The sequence below is a fragment of the Mesorhizobium sp. f-mel genome, from assembly GCF_053850215.1.
Genome location: NZ_JBSPTO010000002.1, coordinates 34,285 through 53,070 on the forward strand (window position 1 = coordinate 34,285; position 18,786 = coordinate 53,070).

General features: G+C 60.8%; 20 protein-coding genes. 10 read left to right on the plus strand and 10 right to left on the minus strand.

Annotated elements, in window-relative coordinates; all coding sequences use genetic code 11:
* The first annotated feature begins 75 nt into the window (after positions 1 to 75).
* The 4 genes from ACWUKX_RS04250 to ACWUKX_RS04265 all read left to right on the plus strand — a co-directional run bounded on the left by ACWUKX_RS04250 (position 76) and on the right by ACWUKX_RS04265 (position 2,204).
* The gene (locus tag ACWUKX_RS04250; RefSeq protein ID WP_456004203.1) at positions 76 to 417 is read left to right on the plus strand and encodes a hypothetical protein; all 342 of its coding nucleotides are present in this window, start codon (positions 76 to 78) and stop codon (positions 415 to 417) included.
* A 213-nt stretch (positions 418 to 630) separates the two neighbouring features.
* Positions 631 to 870, plus strand: coding sequence for a hypothetical protein (locus tag ACWUKX_RS04255; protein ID WP_456004206.1), 240 nt, complete (start codon positions 631 to 633; stop codon positions 868 to 870).
* Positions 871 to 881: 11 nt separating this feature from the next.
* The gene (locus ACWUKX_RS04260; protein ID WP_456004209.1) at positions 882 to 1,343 is read left to right on the plus strand and encodes an immunity 26/phosphotriesterase HocA family protein; all 462 of its coding nucleotides are present in this window, start codon (positions 882 to 884) and stop codon (positions 1,341 to 1,343) included.
* Between the two features lie 234 nt (positions 1,344 to 1,577).
* Positions 1,578 to 2,204, plus strand: a complete 627-nt coding sequence (locus ACWUKX_RS04265; protein WP_456004212.1) for a transposase — start codon at positions 1,578 to 1,580, stop codon at positions 2,202 to 2,204.
* 650 nt (positions 2,205 to 2,854) lie between these two features.
* Here the strand turns inward: ACWUKX_RS04265 and ACWUKX_RS04270 are convergent.
* Positions 2,855 to 3,538: a response regulator gene (locus tag ACWUKX_RS04270; protein ID WP_029353323.1), complete on the minus strand. Its 684-nt coding sequence runs from the start codon at positions 3,536 to 3,538 to the stop codon at positions 2,855 to 2,857.
* Positions 3,539 to 3,696: 158 nt separating this feature from the next.
* Here ACWUKX_RS04270 and maiA point away from each other — a divergent pair, with 158 nt between their 5' ends.
* Entirely contained in the window at positions 3,697 to 4,347 is a 651-nt protein-coding gene (gene maiA, locus ACWUKX_RS04275; protein WP_456004215.1) for a maleylacetoacetate isomerase, read from the plus strand.
* 32 nt (positions 4,348 to 4,379) lie between these two features.
* Positions 4,380 to 5,420: a zinc-dependent alcohol dehydrogenase family protein gene (locus ACWUKX_RS04280; protein WP_456004219.1), complete on the plus strand. Its 1,041-nt coding sequence runs from the start codon at positions 4,380 to 4,382 to the stop codon at positions 5,418 to 5,420.
* A 153-nt stretch (positions 5,421 to 5,573) separates the two neighbouring features.
* Here the strand turns inward: ACWUKX_RS04280 and ACWUKX_RS04285 are convergent, their stop codons facing one another.
* Entirely contained in the window at positions 5,574 to 6,437 is an 864-nt protein-coding gene (locus tag ACWUKX_RS04285) for a DMT family transporter (protein WP_455847514.1), read from the minus strand.
* Positions 6,438 to 6,543: 106 nt separating this feature from the next.
* Between ACWUKX_RS04285 and ACWUKX_RS04290 the strand changes: the two genes are divergently transcribed.
* The gene (locus ACWUKX_RS04290; protein ID WP_456004222.1) at positions 6,544 to 7,947 is read left to right on the plus strand and encodes an aminotransferase-like domain-containing protein; all 1,404 of its coding nucleotides are present in this window, start codon (positions 6,544 to 6,546) and stop codon (positions 7,945 to 7,947) included.
* 34 nt (positions 7,948 to 7,981) lie between these two features.
* Here ACWUKX_RS04290 and ACWUKX_RS04295 read toward each other — a convergent pair whose 3' ends face one another.
* The 3 genes from ACWUKX_RS04295 to ACWUKX_RS04305 form a co-directional block, all read right to left on the minus strand.
* A complete protein-coding gene (locus tag ACWUKX_RS04295; protein WP_456004225.1) occupies positions 7,982 to 8,482 on the minus strand; it encodes a MaoC family dehydratase in 501 nt (166 codons plus the stop codon).
* 246 nt (positions 8,483 to 8,728) lie between these two features.
* Complete coding sequence (locus tag ACWUKX_RS04300; RefSeq protein ID WP_456004228.1) at positions 8,729 to 9,157, minus strand: phasin family protein; 429 nt, start codon at positions 9,155 to 9,157, stop codon at positions 8,729 to 8,731.
* A 96-nt stretch (positions 9,158 to 9,253) separates the two neighbouring features.
* Entirely contained in the window at positions 9,254 to 10,549 is a 1,296-nt protein-coding gene (locus tag ACWUKX_RS04305) for a DUF445 domain-containing protein (protein ID WP_456004231.1), read from the minus strand.
* 198 nt (positions 10,550 to 10,747) lie between these two features.
* Here ACWUKX_RS04305 and rirA point away from each other — a divergent pair, with 198 nt between their 5' ends.
* Complete coding sequence (gene rirA / locus ACWUKX_RS04310; protein ID WP_027156154.1) at positions 10,748 to 11,209, plus strand: iron-responsive transcriptional regulator RirA; 462 nt, start codon at positions 10,748 to 10,750, stop codon at positions 11,207 to 11,209.
* A 183-nt stretch (positions 11,210 to 11,392) separates the two neighbouring features.
* Here rirA and ACWUKX_RS04315 read toward each other — a convergent pair whose 3' ends face one another.
* The 5 genes from ACWUKX_RS04315 to hemP all read right to left on the minus strand — a co-directional run bounded on the left by ACWUKX_RS04315 (position 11,393) and on the right by hemP (position 15,815).
* Positions 11,393 to 12,181: a heme ABC transporter ATP-binding protein gene (locus tag ACWUKX_RS04315; RefSeq protein ID WP_456004234.1), complete on the minus strand. Its 789-nt coding sequence runs from the start codon at positions 12,179 to 12,181 to the stop codon at positions 11,393 to 11,395.
* A gap of 243 nt (positions 12,182 to 12,424) precedes the next feature.
* Complete coding sequence (locus tag ACWUKX_RS04320) at positions 12,425 to 13,525, minus strand: FecCD family ABC transporter permease (RefSeq protein ID WP_456004237.1); 1,101 nt, start codon at positions 13,523 to 13,525, stop codon at positions 12,425 to 12,427.
* Positions 13,526 to 13,536: 11 nt separating this feature from the next.
* Positions 13,537 to 14,409, minus strand: a complete 873-nt coding sequence (locus tag ACWUKX_RS04325; protein WP_456004240.1) for a heme/hemin ABC transporter substrate-binding protein — start codon at positions 14,407 to 14,409, stop codon at positions 13,537 to 13,539.
* Between the two features lie 47 nt (positions 14,410 to 14,456).
* On the minus strand, positions 14,457 to 15,551 hold the full coding sequence (locus ACWUKX_RS04330) for a hemin-degrading factor (protein WP_456004243.1): 1,095 nt from the start codon (positions 15,549 to 15,551) through the stop codon (positions 14,457 to 14,459).
* Positions 15,552 to 15,608: 57 nt separating this feature from the next.
* The gene (hemP, locus tag ACWUKX_RS04335; protein ID WP_095494491.1) at positions 15,609 to 15,815 is read right to left on the minus strand and encodes a hemin uptake protein HemP; all 207 of its coding nucleotides are present in this window, start codon (positions 15,813 to 15,815) and stop codon (positions 15,609 to 15,611) included.
* Between the two features lie 209 nt (positions 15,816 to 16,024).
* Between hemP and ACWUKX_RS04340 the strand changes: the two genes are divergently transcribed.
* Positions 16,025 to 18,259: a TonB-dependent hemoglobin/transferrin/lactoferrin family receptor gene (locus ACWUKX_RS04340; protein ID WP_456004246.1), complete on the plus strand. Its 2,235-nt coding sequence runs from the start codon at positions 16,025 to 16,027 to the stop codon at positions 18,257 to 18,259.
* A gap of 5 nt (positions 18,260 to 18,264) precedes the next feature.
* Positions 18,265 to 18,708, plus strand: coding sequence for a hypothetical protein (locus ACWUKX_RS04345; protein ID WP_456004249.1), 444 nt, complete (start codon positions 18,265 to 18,267; stop codon positions 18,706 to 18,708).
* The last annotated feature ends 78 nt before the right edge of the window (positions 18,709 to 18,786 follow it).

Below are 18,786 nucleotides of genomic sequence, written 5' to 3' on the forward strand. Positions count from 1 at the left end.
CTCGCAGAAGCAAGTAACAAGAAAAATGGTGCACTGTCACCGCAATACTTTCGATGCCTCGGGAGCACAATAGAGATGAGAATCAGAAATATCGGATTGCAAAAAGAGTACGATGTTTATGCAATAGCGGTTCACACGCAGGAAGATTGGGTCTTCAAGGATCGCGTCATCTTCTATATTGCAGGGGAAGGACGAGTTGGGCTCAGCGTTGAGAGGCTGAGTGAGATTGAAATAATTAATAATGAAATTGGACCCGATTTTAGATTTCAATATATGAGCGATGACAGCGGCTTTATGATACTATCCGGTCACTTTACCGATGTCAGTCACTTAGCCAGACTTATGGATTTAGACTCCCAAACGCTAATTGCATTTGAGGCTGCGCGCGCCATGCACACCTCACGAAAAAAACGGTAGTTCTTTACTGAAAATCAGTTCCATATTTTCGGCTTACGCGACTGCTGACGTTGCACAACCGCCATTGTGTGTAGATTGATTGCATGGCTCGCCTGCCCGCATTAGTGCATTGTCACCGAAATTCCGGACATCGTCATAGCCGACCAGCATCTCGACGGCGGCGATCTCGGCACCACGACCATCGCCGAGGTCCGCGATTATCTCGGCCGCCCCGTGCCAGCGCTGATCGTCACCACCGACGGTTCGGAGACGGTTGCGAAAGCCGCCCGCGCGGCCGGCATCGAGCTGAAGCGCAAGCCGCTGAGACCGGCACAACTGCGCGCTGCTGGCGCATCTCTTGGCTTGATCGCTTCTCCCCCAAAGACACGAGCAGAAGACCGCGCGCGACAAGAAAATAAGTGCACTGTCACCGTAATTTCAAATCGATCTGACTATATGAATAAAGCTAACTAGGAGTTCGGCGATTGAAGAAGGTTAAGGTTGGAGACATATTTAGAGTTCCACTTGACGATGGAAGGCACTCCTATGCCGTTGCGCTAACTCACCCGTTGTTTGGTTTCCTTGATATAATCACAGATTCTGAAATACCGGTGCATTCCATAGAAAAGTTGAAAATTATTTTTGCGGTTTGGGTGATGGATTACGCCATAAAAGATGGAGTTTGGAAAAAAGTCGGACACACAGAACAATCTAAGGAATTTGATGACTATCGGTTTTTCAAACAAGATATGATAACAGGACGATTAACTTCTTATAGTGACAAGGATGGCACCGAATTCCCTATCGACTATGAAACCGCATCTACTCTAGAGGCAGCAGCCGTCTGGGACCCCCATCACGTCGAAGAGCGCATCCGCGACCACTTCGCAGGAAAGCCTAACAAATGGGTGGATCGTCTTAAACCACGGCCTGTAAACAGTATGTGACTTGGAATATAGTGATAGAAATCACGCAGGCATCGCACTTTTTATTGCCTCCCCGAAATACGGTTACAGTGCACTTTCTGATTACAATCGACGGCTCGCGAAGTACCTGGTTCAAGGAACCAAGCCCTGTCAGTGCCCGCCAACCAACAAAAGCTGTGGCTAATCGGCCTTCGAATTACGGTGACAGTGCACTTTTTACGCTTGCACAGCCGTCATTGTGTGTAGATTGACCGCATGCCTCGCGTTGCCCGCATTGTCCTTCCCGGTATGCCGCACCACGTGACCCAGTGCGGGAACGGGCGCGCTCAGGTGTGTTTCTCAGGCGAGGACTATGCGCTTTACAAGAGACTGCTGGTCGAGCATAGCCGGCTCGCCGATGTCGGCATCTGGGCGTGGTGCCTGATGCCGAAGCACGTGCACCTGATCCTGACGCCGGCCGACGCGGATGGCCTGCGGCACGCGCTCGCCAAAGTGCATCGCGCCTATGCAGGGACCATCCACGCGCGGCAAAAGAGAACCGGGCATTTCTGGCAAGGCCGCTTCGGAGCCGTCGCCATGGACGAGGATCACCTGTTGTCGGCAGTGCGCTATGTCGGACTGAACCCTGTGCGCGCGGGACTGGTGAAGCAGGCGGCGGATTGGCCTTGGTCAAGCACTCGGGCACATCTGACGGAGGAGCCCGACGGCGTTACGGATCTGAGGCCGATGAAGGACGGCTGCCATCGTCGACAGGGCTGTTCGATCTGCTCGGCACGGATGTCGCGGCTTTCGACGCGCTGCGTAAGGCCGAGAGCATCGGTCGACCGGTGGGCAATGATGCGTTTCTGGACCGGATTGCTAAGCAAATCGGCAAAGCCGTGAAACCAGGAAAACGAGGCAGGCGACGAAAGAAAAATGGTGCACTGTCACCGTAATTGAATGGTGCACTGTCACCGTAATCCAAAATGGTGCACTGTCACCGCAATTGCTTTTTCGGTACTGGGTATGAAATTCAGAAATCAGACAGATGAAAATTTTGTCGATTGCCTCCACAGATTTAGTTTGCCATTTGAAGTAATAAATGGAGATCGGTTTAGCGCCATATATGGCGAGCTTATAGCCAATTATGGAAAAGTCTTTGATCTTAGGCCGGTCGTAGCGCGAGAGATTGATGGGTTTCAATCGGCGGCATATAGAACTCGAGGATTTTCTTATTTCATCGCATTCTACACGATGTATAGAGAAGTAATTGGCAACTCGGTTTATGTGTTGACCGAATTGCACGGACTAATATCCAAGCCGGACACTTTATTCAAACTCCCCAGCTCCATCGGATTGGCGATCTCTCATGCGCACTATGGTGGCGTAGATCACGTATGCTTTACGCCGAATCTCAGATTCCTGACAATTCGCGACCAGAATGACACAATTGTCGGCTATGGCGATGCAATTCCCTGTCTGAAGGAGTTTCGAGAATCCTATCCGGAGTTTGTCGTAGCCTAAGCGCTATACGAAGACGGAGCGAGGCCCTTTCAAAACCCCGCCTGGCCGCGAAACAGCTCGGCACTGTCGAGCTTCGAAACCTCGATGACGGCTTGCGTGCGGCTGTAGACGTTGAGCTTGCGCAGGATCTCGGAAACATGCGCCTTGACAGTGGTTTCGCCGACCTGCAGCTCGTAGGCGATCTGCTTGTTGAGCAAGCCCTGGCGCAGCATCTGCAGCACCCGCAATTGCTGCGGCGTGAGTTTGGCAAGGCGCTGCACCATCTCGGCGCGGTCGGTGCTGTCGGCATCCGGCGGCTGGCCTTCATAGGTTTCGGGCACGTAGATCGCGCCTTCCATCACCGAGCGGATGGCGGCGGCCAGATCGCTCTTGCGCGCCGATTTCGGGATGAAGCCGGCAGCGCCATAGGACAACGCCTCGGAAATGATCTTGGGCTCCTCATGCCCCGAAACGATGACCACCGGCAGGCGCGGATAGCGGGTCCGAAGCTGCAGCAGCCCGTCGAAACCATGGACATCAGGCATGCTGAGGTCGAGCAGCGCGAGATCGAATGGCTTCGCATCCGCCAGTAGCTCAAATGCCTCGGTGATCGAACGCGCCTCGACAGTGTCGACGTCCGGATAGGCCATTTGCACAGCGCTGTGCAGCGCCTCGCGAAACAGCGGGTGGTCGTCGATGATCAGAAACCTAGCGCTATCGTTGACTGCGGTCATTGGCGTTCGTTTCACTTCAAGGCAGGATAGAATAGCCCAGCGACCATGGCCAGATTATTGGCAAATAGTACATCGCCATCCCTGGCCGAAAGGCGGAGATGGCAATTTCCGGACCACCATGCCTTGCCCGGTCGGCCAAATCGGCCGAATGTGCAGAAATGAGTGACCTCGTCCTTCACAACTACTACCGCTCCTCCACCTCCTACCGGGTGCGGATCGCGCTGGAGATGAAGGGACTGACCTACCAATACGTGCCGCATCATCTGCGCCACGGCGAGCATCTGGAGCCCGCCTACCTCGCGGTCAATCCGCAAGGGCTGGTGCCGGCGCTGATCCTCGGCGACGGCACGCTGTTGACGCAATCGCTGGCGATCATCGAATTTCTCGACGAGACCAGGCCCGAACCGCCGCTTTTGCCGCAGGACGCACTTGGCCGGGCCCGCGTCAGGATGCTGGCCCAGATGATCGCCTGCGACATCCATCCGGTGAACAATCTACGCGTGCTGACCTCGCTGCGCACCCTGTTCGGCGCCGGCGACGCGGACGTCGCCAACTGGTTCCGGCACTGGGTGAACGAAGGTTTCCAGCCGCTTGAAAAGATTCTGGCTTCCTCGTCCGAAACCGGGACATTCTGCCACGGCAACACGCCGGGGCTGGCCGACATCTGCCTGGTGGCTCAGGTCGCCAGCAATGCGCGTTTCGGCGTCGACCTGATGCCCTACCCGACGATCACACGTGTCCACGCCGCCTGCATGGCGGTGCCGGCCTTTCGAAAGGCAGCACCCGAGAACCAGATCGATGCCGAATAGAGCGAGTTGGATTAAAGCGTGAGGAATTGCCGATGAAAGCCGTTGTCTTCGAAAAATTCGGCGAAACGCCGACGATCCAGAACGTTCCCGATCCGGAGCCGGCACTGGGCGGCGTTGTCATCAAGGTCGAGGCGACCGGTCTCTGCCGCAGTGATTGGCATGGCTGGATGGGCCATGACGACGGCATCCGCCTGCCGCATGTGCCGGGCCACGAGCTTGCTGGCGTCGTGGTGGCCGCCGGCAGTCAGGTGACCCGCTGGAAGACCGGCGAGCGCGTCACCGTGCCGTTCGCCGTCGGCTGCGGCCGCTGCTTCGAATGCAGCTCCGGCAACCATCAGGTCTGCGAGCATCAGTCCCAGCCCGGCTTCACCGCCTGGGGATCGTTCGCCGAATATGTCGCCATCGACCATGCCGACACCAATCTGGTCCGCTTGCCGGACGAGATGGAATTCGCCACCGCCGCCAGTCTCGGCTGCCGCTTCGTCACCTCGTTCCGCGCCATTGTCGACCAGGGCCGGGTGACGCCCGGCGAATGGGTGGCCGTGCATGGCTGCGGCGGCGTCGGCCTGTCGGCGATCATGATCGCCAGCGCCATGGGTGCCAACGTGATTGCCATCGACCTGACCGACGAGAAGCTGGACTTCGCCATCAAGATCGGCGCGGTGGCGACGATCAACGCGTCGAAGACGCCGAATGTGGTCAAGGCGGTGAAGCAGATTACCAATGGCGGCGCGCATATGTCGATGGACGCGCTCGGCCATTCCACTACCTCATTCAACTCGATCGCGAATCTGCGCCGGCGCGGCCGCCATGTGCAGGTCGGCCTGATGCTCGGCGATCACGCCAGGCCGCAGGTCCCGATGGACAAGGTGATCGCCTTCGAGCTCGAAATCCTCGGCAGCCACGGCATGCAGGCCCACCGCTACCAGGCGATGATGGAGATGATCCGCACCGGCAAGCTGAAGCCCGAAATGCTGGTCGGCAAGAAGATCAGCCTCGACGAGGCGCCCGCGGCCTTGATGGCAATGGGCGGTTTCGAAGGCATCGGCATTGGCGTGGTGACGAAGTTCTAGCCAAGTCGGCTAGAAGGTGGCCGCGAAGCGGTCGGATGAGGGGTGTTCCAGCTTGGCACGTGGGCGTTCCGGCCAGCACCCCTCAACCGTCTTGGCGCTGCGCGCCAATCCACCTTCTCCCACAACAAGGGGAGAAGGAAGAAGGGCCGGCGCCTACCGCGCATATTTCTTCGCACCGACCACGCAAAGCACGACGGCAGCAGTGACCGCTATCATGGCAGGACTGACCTGCTCGTGCAGCAGCATTGCCGCCAGCCCAAGGCCGAAGAAAGGCTGGAGAAGCTGCAACTGTCCGACCGCAGCGATGCCGCCTTGCGCCAGTCCGCGATACCAGAACACAAAACCGATCAGCATGCTGAACAGCGAGACATAGGCCAGGCCGATCCAGGCGGCCTTGCCGACGCTTTCGAGCGACGGAGGCATGGTGATGAGCGTCAGAGCCAGCATGACCGGCAGCGACAGCACCAGCGCCCACGAGATCACCTGCCAGCCGCCTAGCTTGCGGGACAGCGTGGCTCCTTCCGCATAGCCCAGTCCGCACAGGATGATTGCGGCCAGCATCAGCATGTCGCCAACCGGCGAGGCCGAAACGCCTTGCGTCACCGCAAAACCGGCAACAAGGGCGCTGCCAAGGCACGAAAACAGCCAGAAGGCTGGTTTGGGGCGATCGCCGCCGCGAATGACGCCGAAGATCGCCGTCGCCAGCGGCAACAGGCCAACGAAAATGATCGAATGGGCCGAGGTGATGTGCTTGAGCGCCAACGCGGTCAGCAGCGGAAAGCCGACCACGACGCCGAGCGCCACGATGGCCAGCGACAACAGATCTCGTCGCTCCGGACGCTTCTGGCGAAAAATGAGCAGAAGCGCGAGGCCGAGTATGCCTGCCGTGGCAGCACGGGCGACGGTTAAGAAGGCCGGATCGAAATCCATCACCGCCACGCGCGTTGCCGGAAGCGATCCGCTGAAAATCAGAACGCCCACAAATCCGTTGATCCAGCCACCCGCCGTCTTGTCCATCGCATGCTCCTGATGTTCTCGCCCTCTATCGGGCCGGACGTATGGCGCTACCAGAGACAATGAGGTACAGTTTGATAAAACTGTCATGGTAAGTTGAGCAGTACGGATGCACGAGCAGGCGACGGCAAGTGAGGGCAGCGTGACGCTTGTCGAAAGTGTCATGTCGACGATCAGGCACAGGATCGCAGCGCGCAGCCTGACACCGGGAACACGACTGCCTTCGATCCGGGCTTTCGCGAAGACCATGCAGGTTTCCAAATCCACCGTGGTCGAAGCCTATGAGCGCCTTGCGGCGGAGGGAATCATCCGCTCGCGTCCAGGTTCGGGTTTTTATGCCGCCGGACCGCTGGCTCCCTTGTCACTGGCCGAGATCGGCCCCAGGCTTGACCGTGCTGTCGATCCGCTCTGGGTTTCGCGCCAGTCGCTGGAAGCCGGCGACGGCGTGCTCAAACCCGGCTGCGGCTGGCTGCCTGCCTCGTGGATGCCGGAGGCTGGATTGCGCCGGGCACTGCGGACAATGGCACGCGGAGATGATGTCACGCTGACCGATTACGGCACCCCGCTCGGGCTGGCGCCGCTGCGTCATCTGCTCGCACGGCGCATGGCAGAGCACGGCATCGAAGCCTCTCCCGACCAGATCATGCTGACGGAATCGGGCACCCAGGCCATCGACCTCCTCTGCCGGTTCCTGCTCGAGCCGGGCGACACGGTGCTGGTGGACGACCCCTGCTATTTCAACTTCCATGCCCTGTTGCGCGCTCACCGGGCCAACGTGGTCGGCGTTCCCTATACGCCGTCGGGGCCGGATATCGAGCTGTTTGCGCAGGCGCTGCTCGAGCACCGGCCGCGCCTCTACATCACTAATTCCGCGCTTCACAATCCAACGGGAGCAATTCTGTCGCCGGTCGTCGCCCATCGATTACTCAAGCTCGCCGACCAATCGGATCTGACGATCATCGAAGACGATATCTTTGCCGATTTCGAACACACGCCCGCACCCAGGCTGGCGGCGTTCGACGGCCTTGGTCGCGTCGTCCATATCGGCAGCTTCTCCAAGACGCTTTCGGCGTCGGTGCGCTGCGGCTTCATCGCGGCTCCTCGCGACTGGATGGAAGGGCTGACCGACCTCAAGATCGCCACGTCCTTCGGCGGCGGACGGCTTGTCTCCGAACTGGTGCTGACGCTGCTGAAGGACGGCAGCTATCGCAAGCACGTGGATTTGCTGCGCACGCGGCTTTCACGCGCCATGGCTGAGACAAGCACCCGCCTGAAGGCAATCGGCATCACGCCGTGGATCGACCAGCCGGCCGGCATGTTTTTGTGGTGCAGCCTGCCGGAAGACGTGGATGCAGCTGAAATGGCCCGCCGCGCCTTGTCGGCCAATGTCGTGCTGGCGCCCGGCAATGCGTTCAGCCTGTCCCAAACTGCCAGCCGTTTCCTGCGCTTCAACGTCGCGCAGTCGGCAGACGAGAGAATTTTCAGGACGCTCGAAGAGGCGATGTCGCGTTGATTTTCGCTGTCACGAAAATGCAGCGCTTCGCCCCTCACGCCCCTGCCCGCCTGCGCCGCCGCTCATAGAGCATAACCAGCGTTTCGGCGGTCAGCGCCGGCTTCTGCTCACCTTCGATCTCAACGATGTTGGCAGCCTTCATCAGATATTGGCCGGGGCCTTTGTCCTCCATGGACAAAAGCGTGATGCGCAGCCTGATGCGTACGCCGGCCCTGACCGGCGCCAGGAACCGCACCTTGTCAAAACCATAGTTGAAGACGGCTTGCGTGTTTTCGGGCACGATGCCCATATCGAGCGCCAGCGCGCCGATGATCGACAGCGTTAGATAGCCATGCGCGATGGTGGCGCGAAACGGGCTCTGCCGCTTCGCCCGCTCCGGATCGACATGGATCCATTGGCGGTCGCCCGTGCATTCGGCGAACTGGTCGATGCGACTCTGGTCGACCGTCGTCCAGTCCGACACGCCAAGCTCCTGCCCTGTCATCTTCCTAAGCTGTTCGTAGGTCGGCGGCGTCCTCAGCCGTGTTTGCGTCATTCCTGCTTTCCCGATCGCTTGCCCAGCCTCCGGACCACGAACCGGCCACCTCTGTCAATTCGCTCCGCGCCTTCCGCTGCGGTATCCCAGAGCGGGTCGCGTCGGTGCCGGTGTCCAGCGCCGGAAACATGTTCATCCGGGCAAGAGGACACTTGTGCGCCTCGCCGGGGCCAAGGACCAACAATACGGCTTTCAGGAGCCGGACATGACGGGAGAAAAATCCGCCTGCTTTGGTGTGGGAACAGCTTACTTCTTATCGTAGCTGCTGCGGATTTCCGCCATCGCCTCCTTGATGCGGTCGCGCAGGATCTCGATCGATTCGGTGCCGGATTTCCTGGTCAGTTCGGCCACCTCGCCGGCATTCTTCAATGCGGTCTCGAAGGATTTCCTGGCGAACGCGGCTTGCTTGGCCATCAACTCCCGAGGATCGCCCGGCGCCCTGTAGCTCTGCGCCATGTCGGCGATCTCGTGCAGTGTGTCCTGCAGCATCTCGCGTTGTCTGGAGAGCAGCGACGACGCTCCGGCAGCACTTGCCCTGGCCGACTTTTCCAGTGCCTCGAGGTTCTTGCGATGATGGTAGAGGATCGCCTCGACATCGACGTTCGGCAGCTTCAGATCGCGGCCGAACCTGCCGAACATGTCCATGAAGGTGTCGGATTCCGGTCGCTTTGCCATGCTGGTCTCTCCCCTGTTGCTGCGAATGCGGCACCTGAAGAGAACAATAGGGCACTGGAGCTCCGCGGTCCATTCGGAGTCGCAACACATCGCGGCTCAGTCGACGAGGAACAGCCGTTCCGCGGTATGGAGCACGACGCCGGCAATGCCGCCGATGACCATGCCGTTGAAGCGGATATATTGCAGGTCCCTGCCGATGTTCATCTCGATCAGCCTGGTAAGCTGGGCAAGGTCCCAACGCTTGACCTGATCGGCGATGAATTTCGTGACGCCGCTCTTCTGGCTTTCGACGAAAGACGACAGCGCTACGACGAACCCCTGGTTCATGTCGGCCCTGATCTGTGCGTCGCCGGCAAGATGGCGGCCGACCTCGACGAACATGTTGGCGAGATGGGCGCGGATCATCGAATTCGGCGCCTTGGCGTCCTGCTCGATAAACACACTGAGGCTTTCCCACATATCGCCGGCCAGCGCCTTCAGCTCCGGCCGGGCGAGGAAATCGCGCTTCAGTTTCTCGGCGCGCTTGGCGTATTGCTTGGACGTCCTCAGCCGCTCGACGAAGGTCAGGACAAAACGGTCGAATTCGGCGCGCATCGGGTGATCGGGATCGGCCCTCACCTCGTCGAGCAGCGAACCGGCAGAGGCGACGATCTTCTTCAGCAGATAGGCGTCGGCGCGAAACAGATTGAACAGCGACGGCAGTTCCTCGCGGATCTTCTCGCGCATCGTTGACAGCGCCTGCTCGTCGCTCAGGAAGCGGCCAACGACCTTGGTGAATTCGTCGAATAGTCTTTGGTGGCGGCGATCATCGGTCAGAGCCGACAGCAACTCGGCGGCGAGCGGCGCCAGCGGCACCTTTTCGATCTGCTCCAGCATGCGGCTGGTGACGAAGCCGCGCAGGCCGGATTGCTCGACCGCCGCCAGTGTCTGCGGCACCAGCCGGCCGACGAAATGCGACAGATCGGCGGCGCGATTCTGGTCGGCCAGCCAGTCGGCGACGAGCGCGGAAAAGTCGACCTCGGCAAGCTTTTCACGCACCGGCTCCGGCGCCAGGAAATTGACCTCGATGAAGCGGCCGAGATTGTCGGCGATGCGGTTCTGGTTCTCCGGGATGATCGCGGTGTGCGGGATCGGCAGGCCGAGCGGCCGTCTGAACAGCGCCACCACCGCATACCAGTCGGCCAGCCCGCCGATCGTCGCCGCCTCGGCGAAAGCGGCGACGAAGCCCAGCCAGGCAAAACGGCCCTCGAACGACTTGGCCACCGCAAAGATGAGGACGCAGAGCGCGAGCGCTGCGGTGGCGACGAACTTGGTGCGCCGAAGCGCCGAAAGCTTGGCCTCCGCGTCGGCATCGAACCGGGCGGATGCCAAAGCCGGTGCTGATTGTGACATGGATGAACTGCTCCTGGTCGATCTCGCGGACTTAACTTAGTAATCCGCCCACCCGAATGCGCGCCATATTAGGATTATGGTTTGCACGACCGCCCACACAAACTTGACAAAAATGTTCATCTATCATGCGGTGCTTGTCTGGAATTATTCCAAGGTATAGGCCATATTGGGCCTGAGCTACTGCTTCGTGAGGACAAAATGCGGCTGACACGCCAGACCAACTACGCCATGCGCATTCTGATGTATTGCGCTGCAAATACCGACCGGCTGAGCCGCATCCCAGAGATCGCTGCCGCTTACTCGGTGTCCGAACTCTTTCTTTTCAAGATCCTGCAGCCTTTGGTCGAGCATGGTCTGGTCGAGACGGTCCGCGGCAGGAACGGCGGTGTCAGGCTCGGCCGCCCGGCCGAATCGATCACACTGTTCGACGTCGTGCGCGTGACCGAAGAGAGCTTCGCCATGGCTGAATGCTTCGAGAACGACGCCGCCGAATGTCCGCTGGTCGACAGTTGCGCACTGAATTCAGCGCTGCGCGAGGCGCTCAACGCCTTCTTCGCCGTGCTCGAGCGCTATACGATCGCCGACATGGTGGCGGCGCGCCCGAATGTGCGGCACCTGCTCGGCATCGACATGCTGGTGCAAAGGGCGCCGGCCGCCTGATCCGGGTCGCATCGCGGTTTGGCTAGGTCTGTTGAGATTCAGGTCAGGCCGAGCCGGAGTCGAAGACGGGCGCGTAAGCGACCAAACAGGTGGGTTCCGGGAACCGGAACGGAGCGTACGTTTGGGTACGTGAGTACCGGAAGCGCAGGAAACCGCCATTTGCAGGCCGGCATCACCTGAATATCAATAGACCGACTGCGGCAGGACGAACGGCATGTCTCCGGGCGGCAGCACGCCGACCCTCAGCCGGCAATCGAACACTTTTTCGATCAGATCGTCGCTCAGCACGTCCTGCGGTGAGCCGGTGGCGGCAAGCCTGCCGCGATGCATGACGAAAATCCGGTCGGCATACATGGCCGTCAAATTGAGGTCGTGCAGGATGGCGACCACGCCGCCGCCCCTTGTGGCGAATTCGCGGGCGATGTTCATGATGATCAATTGGTGCTTGATGTCGAGGCTGGAAACCGGCTCGTCGAGGAAGAGATAGCGCGGTTTGCCGTCGAGGACCGGCGCCCAGACCTGGCAGAGCACACGGGCCAACTGCACGCGCTGCTGCTCGCCGCCCGAAAGCTCCTGGTAGAACCGGCCGGCAAAGCCGTCGAGATCGACGCGCGCCAGCGCCCGTTCGGGCAGGCGCTCGTCCTCGCCGGGCAGCGCGCCCGAGCGCCCGCCGAGCAGGCCGAGCCTGACGATCTCGCGCACAGTGAAGGGAAAGGACAACGTCATCGCCTGCGGCAGTACGGCGCGCATCATCGCGGCCTCGACCGGCTTCATCACCGACAGGTCGCGGCCGTTGATGGTGACCTCTCCCGAATAGGCAAGATCGCCGGACAACGCCCTCAGGAAGGTCGTCTTGCCCGAACCGTTGGGGCCGACGATGGCCGCGATTTCGCCGGGCCGCATGTCGAAATCGACATTGGCGACGATACGCTTGCCGCCGATCGCCACCAATACATCCCGTGCTTCGATCATGCAAACCCCTCTCACAGACCGTTTCGAAATTCGCTCTGGGGAGTCATATGGTGGTGGTTCCGAGAACCGGAGCGCAGCGGGACATTTGGGTCCGTGAGCCTGCGCATGTCCCCGAAAATCCAAATCGATTTTCGAAGTAAATTGCTGCAGCGTCCTTTGCGCGTCCAAGAGGACGCGCGGCGCTGCAGTAAGCGCAGAAAACGCCATCAGACGGCCGCCAGAGTAGAGTTTCCAAACGGTCTCTCACAGGTCGACGACCCCACGCTTACGCAGCAGGATCCAGAGGAAGAACGGAGCGCCGGCGATCGCGGTGACGATGCCGATCGGCAGCTCGGCCGGCGCCACGATGGTGCGGGCGACGGCGTCGGCCAGAAGCAGCAGGCAAGCGCCGAGCAGGGCCGACGCCGGCAGCAAATAACGATTGTCCGGGCCGATAGCCAGGCGCAGCAAATGCGGCACGACGATGCCGACAAATCCGATGCCGCCGCTGACGGCGCCAGATGCCCCAACTGCCGCCGAAACGCCGATGATGGCGGTGTATTTCAGCCGCTGCACCGGGATGCCGAGATGGCCGGCGGTGGCTTCGCCCAGCGCCAGCGCGTTGAGGCCGCGCGCCAGAAACGGCATCGCCGCCAGGGCCAGCACTATGATCGGTCCGACGGAGCCGATCTTCTGCCAAGTCGCGCCGGCGAGCGAGCCAAGCTGCCAGAAGGTCAAGTCGCGCAACTGCCGGTCGTCGGCCATGAAGATCAGGATACCGGTCAGCGCCATGGCAAGGGCCGCCAGCGCAATGCCGGCGAGCAGCATGGTGGCGACCGAGGTTTGGCCGTGCCGGGTGGCGACCTGATAAAGCACCAATGTCGTCGCCAGCCCGCCGCAGAACGCCGCCAGCGGCAGAGCGAGTGTGCCCAGCACCGACGTTATCGGTGCCAGCGCCGTGGCGCCAAGCACGATGACGGCCACCGCGCCGAGGCTCGATCCCGCCGAAACGCCGATGAGACCGGGGTCTGCCAGCGGATTGCGGAACAGCCCTTGCATGACCGCGCCGGAGACGGCAAGTGCGGCGCCGATCAGCACACCGAGGATGACGCGCGGCAGGCGGATGTCGTAGACGATGAGGCGGTCGCGGGCGCTCAGCGCCGCATTGCCGGGTGCTGGACCCACCAGCCAGTCGCCGACGACGCTGACGGCCGAGGCATCGGATGCGCCTGAGGTCAGCGACAGCAGCACGGCAATGGCAAGCCCCAGGCACAAAAGCAGGATGACGATGCGCGCGCGCCCCGAACGGTCGCCGTCGGATGCTGTCGCCATAGTGCCCGCACCAGCGATCGATTGATCCACCATTGGGTGCCCGCTCAGTCCGCGGCCTGCCCGCCATAAAGCGAGGCGGCAAGGTCATGGATGACGTCGGCCGTGCGCGGCCCGAAGCCGAGCAGATAGCCGCCATCCATGCGGACCACCTTGCGCGCGGCACCCGCCGGTGTCGACAGGATGGACGGGTTCGCGAACAATTCGTCATCCGATGCGGCAGGACCGGCATTGTTCATCATCAGGATCACGTCGGGCCTGGCGGTGATAACAGCCTCGTCGGACAATTGCTTGTAGCCGGAGAAGCCGTCAACCGCGTTGACACCGCCGGAAAGCTTGATAATGCCGTCGGCGGCAGTGTCGCTGCCGGAAGCGAGGATCTTGCCGCCCTGCATCGACAGCACGAACAGGACGCGCTTGCGGTCGTTGATCGAAGCGGTCTGCTCTTCGGCGGCCTTCAACTTGGCATCGATCTCGGCTGCCAGCGCATCGGCCTTGGCGTCCACGCCAAGCGCCTTACCTACGATGCGGATCTTTTCGAGAATGCCTTCATGGTCGTAGCGCTCGGGCACCTCGATGAACGGAATGCTCGTTTTCTTCAGCACGTCGACGGCTTGCTTAGGCCCACTGCCGTGCAGCGCCAGGATGCCCGACGGATTGACCGACAGAACACCTTCCGGCGACAGTTGGCGCATGTAACCGACGTCAGGCAGCTTGAGCGCCGCCTCGGGATAACGGCTGGTCGAATCGCGAGCGACCAGCCGATCCTGTTCGCCGAGCGCAAAGACGATCTCGGTAATCGAACCGCCGATTGCCGCTATCCTCGACGGGTCCGCGAAGACCTCCGTGCCTTCGGCGGCACGGGCCGGCAGCAATGCGGCAAAGGCCAGGGAAAGGCCGATCGTGGCCCCAAGCGCCATTCTGAAAACACCCGCCGGTTTAAGCAAAGGAGCCATTGTCGTTGTTCTCAGGCTGCGGTCGGGCTTGGAATGCGCGGCAGGTTCTCTGCCAGAAACCGCCAGTCCTCGCGCTCGCTTTCACCTTCATGGCGCTTGCCGAAGAACTGGATGATCATCTTGCCGTCGGCGCCATAGACTTCGAGAGACGTGACATGGCCGTCCTTGGTCGGTTTGCGCACGGCCCAGACCTCATGGATGTGGTCGGTTCGCAGATGCAGGTGAAAGGTTTCGTCCAGCACGTTGATCCAAAGCGCCATCGGCTTGATCGACTTGATCGGGCCCGAATGTATCTGAATGCAGCCGCGATTGCCGACAAAGCACATGATCGGCATCTCGCCCTCGGCGGCATGATGGAACATCGCGCTAACGGCATCGTTGTCGAGCAGCCAGGCGTAATCCTGGCCGACCATGCGCATCGCCTGGCGGCGGTCGAGCTTCAGCGTCTTCAGCATGCCGAAGAACTGATGCACGTCCGTCAGGCGGCTCCAGCGGTCGCGCAGATCGTCGACATCAGCGGAAGCGTCGGAAGGCCCGGCCTCGCTCTCGAGCCCGTCTTCTGAAATCGCCCCTTCTGAAATCGCGACCCCCTCTGAAATCCCAACCATTGACTCCTGGTTCGGCGATTCGAGTTCGGCCACCAGCTTCTGATAGGCATAGAGGTTGGACGCGGGCCGCAGATGCACCTTGTGCACCGCCTCGCCTGCCGCATCGAAGAACTGCAGGCTGCGCCTGATATCGCCGCCGTCGCGTTTTTCGACGGCAAAGCCGTGCGCCCAGACTTTCGGGAAGATGCGCAGGTCGATATTTTCGCCAAGCACCATGGCATTGTGGTTGCCGGTAACGACCTTGTCGTAGACGCCGATCTTCTCGTGCACCGCGCTTTCGTTACGGGTCAGCGCCATAACCTCGCCGACGGCTTCGAGGCCGGTCAGAAGGTCGTTGACGCGCGGCTCGACGCGGACGACTCCGTCGCCGCAATGCGCAGCGACCAGTTCGGCTTCCGAAATGCCAAGCTGGGCGGCGAGATCGCGCTCGCGCGTCTTCGGATTGTCTGCCCGCGCCCGCCGGATCTCGTGCGGAGCGGGTTTTACGCGCTGGTCCATGTCTTAAACACCTGCTTGTCTTAACACTCACTCGCCTTACAGCCACTCGCCTTGCAGCTACTTGTTGAGGATCAGCTTGCCCTGGCGGGTAATCTTCAACCGATAGAGCGCACCATGGTGCTCGATGCCGATCTCGTGCTCGCCCTGGAACAGTGTGTTGCTGGACAGGGTCCTCACGGTCAACGGGACCCGATCGAAACGAGCCGAATTGTCGTCGGAACGGCGGACGCGATAGCGAAAGTCATTGGGATTGTGCGTGTTCATCTGGTTCGATCCCTTTCCTGGGCCGGGCTTGGTCGGCTGGCTCGACCCTTGCGTGAAATGCCGATTCATTTCTTGACTTGAATAATCATGTTTATTAGTCAGTGCAATACCGGACTAAGTTAGTCAAGATTTAAGACGCCAGACACGATGAAAAATGCCAGCAAGCGCCACGCCAGCCAGCATCGAATCTGGAATTTTGGAGTTGGGGCATGGGGTTGGCGAATTGGGGACGGCTGGGTCTGGCGAATGGCAGCCCAGGTAGGGCGCATCGAAGTCCGGCGCATCGATCAATGGCAAAGGGCATGGCGGCATTGCTGGCGGGTGCTGCGGCGATCGCTCTGCTCACGCCATCGGCAAACGCTCAACAGGCCGCCCAACCGACAGCAGACCAGCAGCAGGCCCAACAAGCGCAGACGCCTGAAGAGGCTGCCCCGGCAGGCGCAACGCTGCTCGACCAGATCCTGGTCATCAGCCGCACCGGCGAGACGGCGATCGATTCCCTGGCTTCGGTCAGCCATGTCGATCAGGAGCAATTGGAACGCCGCATGGCGACCACGCCAAACGAAATGCTGTTGGGTGTGCCGGGTGTAGCGGTCCAGGCAGACGCAAGGCGCGTCAGCTCCAGCATCAATATCCGTGGCTTGCAGGATTTCGGCCGCGTCGCGGTGATCGTCGACGGTGCGCGGCAGAATTTCCAGCGCTCCGACCACGGAACGCAATCGACCTTTTACATCGACCCCGAGCTCATCAAATCCGTCGACGTGATCCGCGGCCCGGTCGCCAACACCTACGGCTCGGGCGCCATCGGCGGCGTCGCCTTGTTTGAGACCAAGGACGCGGAAGACTATCTTCGCGACGGCGAGACATGGGCCGCGTCCGCGACCGGGCGCTACGAGAGCAACGGCGAAGGCTGGACGACCAGCGCCGCCGGCGCCTACCGTTTCAACGAAAGCTGGGATGTCCTCGGCAACATCGTCTATCGCGACTATGACGACTACAAGGATGGCGGCGGCGATACGGTGAACGGCACCGGCTTCGACGTTTTAAGCGGTCTTCTCAAGACGACCATCCGCCCTAGTGAAAACAGCGAACTAAAGCTGGGCTGGAATGGCACGAGCGACGGCTGGAACGAGGTCAGCGGCGGCACGCCGGTGAATGACGTCGACCTGCAGGCGAATACTTTCACGGCGCGCTACAACATCACCGATGAGGACAAGAGCTGGCTCGATCTTCACGTCAACGTTTCCTACAATAAGACCAAGCTGGAGATGACAAGCCTCGTTCCGCAAAACCGGTTTGATCCGGTCACCGGTCTTCCCATCGTCCTGCCGGTGGGTTCGATGTCGACTTTCGATATCGGCACTTCGGGTATCGACATCTGGAACACCTCGCGTTTCGAGACCGCCGGCATTGCGCACGAGCTGACCTACGGTGGCGACTGGGTTGGCGACGACGTCGAGACGGGTGGCGCCGCAGGCGGCGCCAGTTTCTACACCCCTTCGGGCAAGCGAAACGTTTCCGGCGCCTACATCCAGGACAAGCTCACCTGGGACTGGCTCGAAGTCATCGCCGGGCTGCGTTACGACAGCTACAAGCTCGAAAGCGATGTCGGCGAAACTTCCGGCGACCGGCTGTCGCCGCGCATCACCGTCGGCGTCTCGCCGTTCGAAACCGCCAGCCTTTCGGGGCTGCAATTCTACGGCACCTATGCGGAGGGATATCGCTCTCCGTCGCTGTCGGAAACCCTCATCAGTGGCAATCATCCGGCAGGCGTCAGCTTTCCGTTTCTCCCCAATCCCGATCTGAAACCTGAAATCGGCAAGACCGTCGAATTCGGTGTCAACCACAAGCTGGACGACATCCTCGAAGCCGGCGACGCGTTTCGTTTCAAGGCGGCCTACTTCAACAACGATGTCGAAGACTACATCGACGGCGTCACCCTGTCGGCATTCGACCCGACCAGCGGCTGCCCATTCGGCCCCGGCATCCCGATCTGCTTCCAGTACCAGAACTTTGCAGAAGCCAAGATCCGCGGCTTTGAAATGGAAGGCGTCTATGACGCCAGCTGGGGTTTCGCCGGGATTTCGGCGTCGATCATCGATGGCCACACCATCTCTAATGACGGCGAGCGGGCAGACCTCGTCACCGTCCCGTCTTCCCAAGTCACCGCGCAGCTCGGCTTCCGCTTTCTGGAGGACAAGCTAACCGTCGGCGGCGAGGTGCAGTACAATGGCAAGCCGAAGGGCAACCCAGTGGCCAAGGACTACACGCTGGTCAATGCCTTCGCCAGCTACCAGGCGACCGACAATTTCAAGGTCGACTTCCGCGCCGACAATTTGTTCGACGTCAAATACACCAACCCGTTGAATGCATCGGCCACGAGTGTAATTTACGAGCCCGGCGTCACGCTCAAGCTGGCGGCGACAATGCGATTTGGAGGCTGACGACAATGATAAGCTTGACGGCATCGCTTCGCCTGCTGACCTCGGTGCTGGCGATGCCGCTTGTGATGGGTCCGGCGTGGGCGCAAGAGTCCGCGCCGGTCCCTGCTCTCACGCTTGAGCTCAATGGTGCGCAGGCCTCCGAAAAGGGCTGCCGTTTGACGTTCGTGGTCAACAACACTCTCGGCGCCGACCTCTCGAAAGCAGCGTTCGAGATCGCGCTGTTCAACGAGGCCGGCGTCGTCGACCGGCTGACCGTGCTCGACTTCAAGGACCTGCCGGCGGGCAAGACCAAGGTGACGCGTTTCGATCTTGCCGGCGCCGATTGCGCCAAGGTCAGCCGTGTGCTGATCAACAGCTCGACCGAATGTGCGGGCACCGGCATCGAGCCGGGCGCTTGCATGCGTGGACTGAAGACAGAGACCAAGACCAACATCGCCTTCGGGGTCTGAGAAGACAGTGGGACTGGAGGCCGCACTCGCGCGAAACCCGTCGCATGGTCTCAGGCCGGCTCCGTTCTGTGGCCGCTA

Coding starts and splice junctions, on each gene's coding strand:
- ACWUKX_RS04340 (WP_456004246.1), top strand. CDS start 16,025: ATGGGGTTGGCGAATTGGGGACGGCTGGGTCTGGCGAATGGCAGCCCA.
- ACWUKX_RS04345 (WP_456004249.1), top strand. CDS start 18,265: ATGATAAGCTTGACGGCATCGCTTCGCCTGCTGACCTCGGTGCTGGCG.
- ACWUKX_RS04320 (WP_456004237.1), bottom strand. CDS start 13,525: ATGGTGGATCAATCGATCGCTGGTGCGGGCACTATGGCGACAGCATCC.
- ACWUKX_RS04270 (WP_029353323.1), bottom strand. CDS start 3,538: ATGACCGCAGTCAACGATAGCGCTAGGTTTCTGATCATCGACGACCAC.
- hemP (WP_095494491.1), bottom strand. CDS start 15,815: ATGAACACGCACAATCCCAATGACTTTCGCTATCGCGTCCGCCGTTCC.
- rirA (WP_027156154.1), top strand. CDS start 10,748: ATGCGGCTGACACGCCAGACCAACTACGCCATGCGCATTCTGATGTAT.
- ACWUKX_RS04280 (WP_456004219.1), top strand. CDS start 4,380: ATGAAAGCCGTTGTCTTCGAAAAATTCGGCGAAACGCCGACGATCCAG.
- ACWUKX_RS04295 (WP_456004225.1), bottom strand. CDS start 8,482: ATGACGCAAACACGGCTGAGGACGCCGCCGACCTACGAACAGCTTAGG.
- ACWUKX_RS04285 (WP_455847514.1), bottom strand. CDS start 6,437: ATGGACAAGACGGCGGGTGGCTGGATCAACGGATTTGTGGGCGTTCTG.
- ACWUKX_RS04305 (WP_456004231.1), bottom strand. CDS start 10,549: ATGTCACAATCAGCACCGGCTTTGGCATCCGCCCGGTTCGATGCCGAC.
- ACWUKX_RS04325 (WP_456004240.1), bottom strand. CDS start 14,409: ATGGCGCTTGGGGCCACGATCGGCCTTTCCCTGGCCTTTGCCGCATTG.
- maiA (WP_456004215.1), top strand. CDS start 3,697: ATGAGTGACCTCGTCCTTCACAACTACTACCGCTCCTCCACCTCCTAC.
- ACWUKX_RS04250 (WP_456004203.1), top strand. CDS start 76: ATGAGAATCAGAAATATCGGATTGCAAAAAGAGTACGATGTTTATGCA.
- ACWUKX_RS04265 (WP_456004212.1), top strand. CDS start 1,578: ATGCCTCGCGTTGCCCGCATTGTCCTTCCCGGTATGCCGCACCACGTG.
- ACWUKX_RS04290 (WP_456004222.1), top strand. CDS start 6,544: ATGCACGAGCAGGCGACGGCAAGTGAGGGCAGCGTGACGCTTGTCGAA.
- ACWUKX_RS04330 (WP_456004243.1), bottom strand. CDS start 15,551: ATGGACCAGCGCGTAAAACCCGCTCCGCACGAGATCCGGCGGGCGCGG.
- ACWUKX_RS04315 (WP_456004234.1), bottom strand. CDS start 12,181: ATGATCGAAGCACGGGATGTATTGGTGGCGATCGGCGGCAAGCGTATC.
- ACWUKX_RS04300 (WP_456004228.1), bottom strand. CDS start 9,157: ATGGCAAAGCGACCGGAATCCGACACCTTCATGGACATGTTCGGCAGG.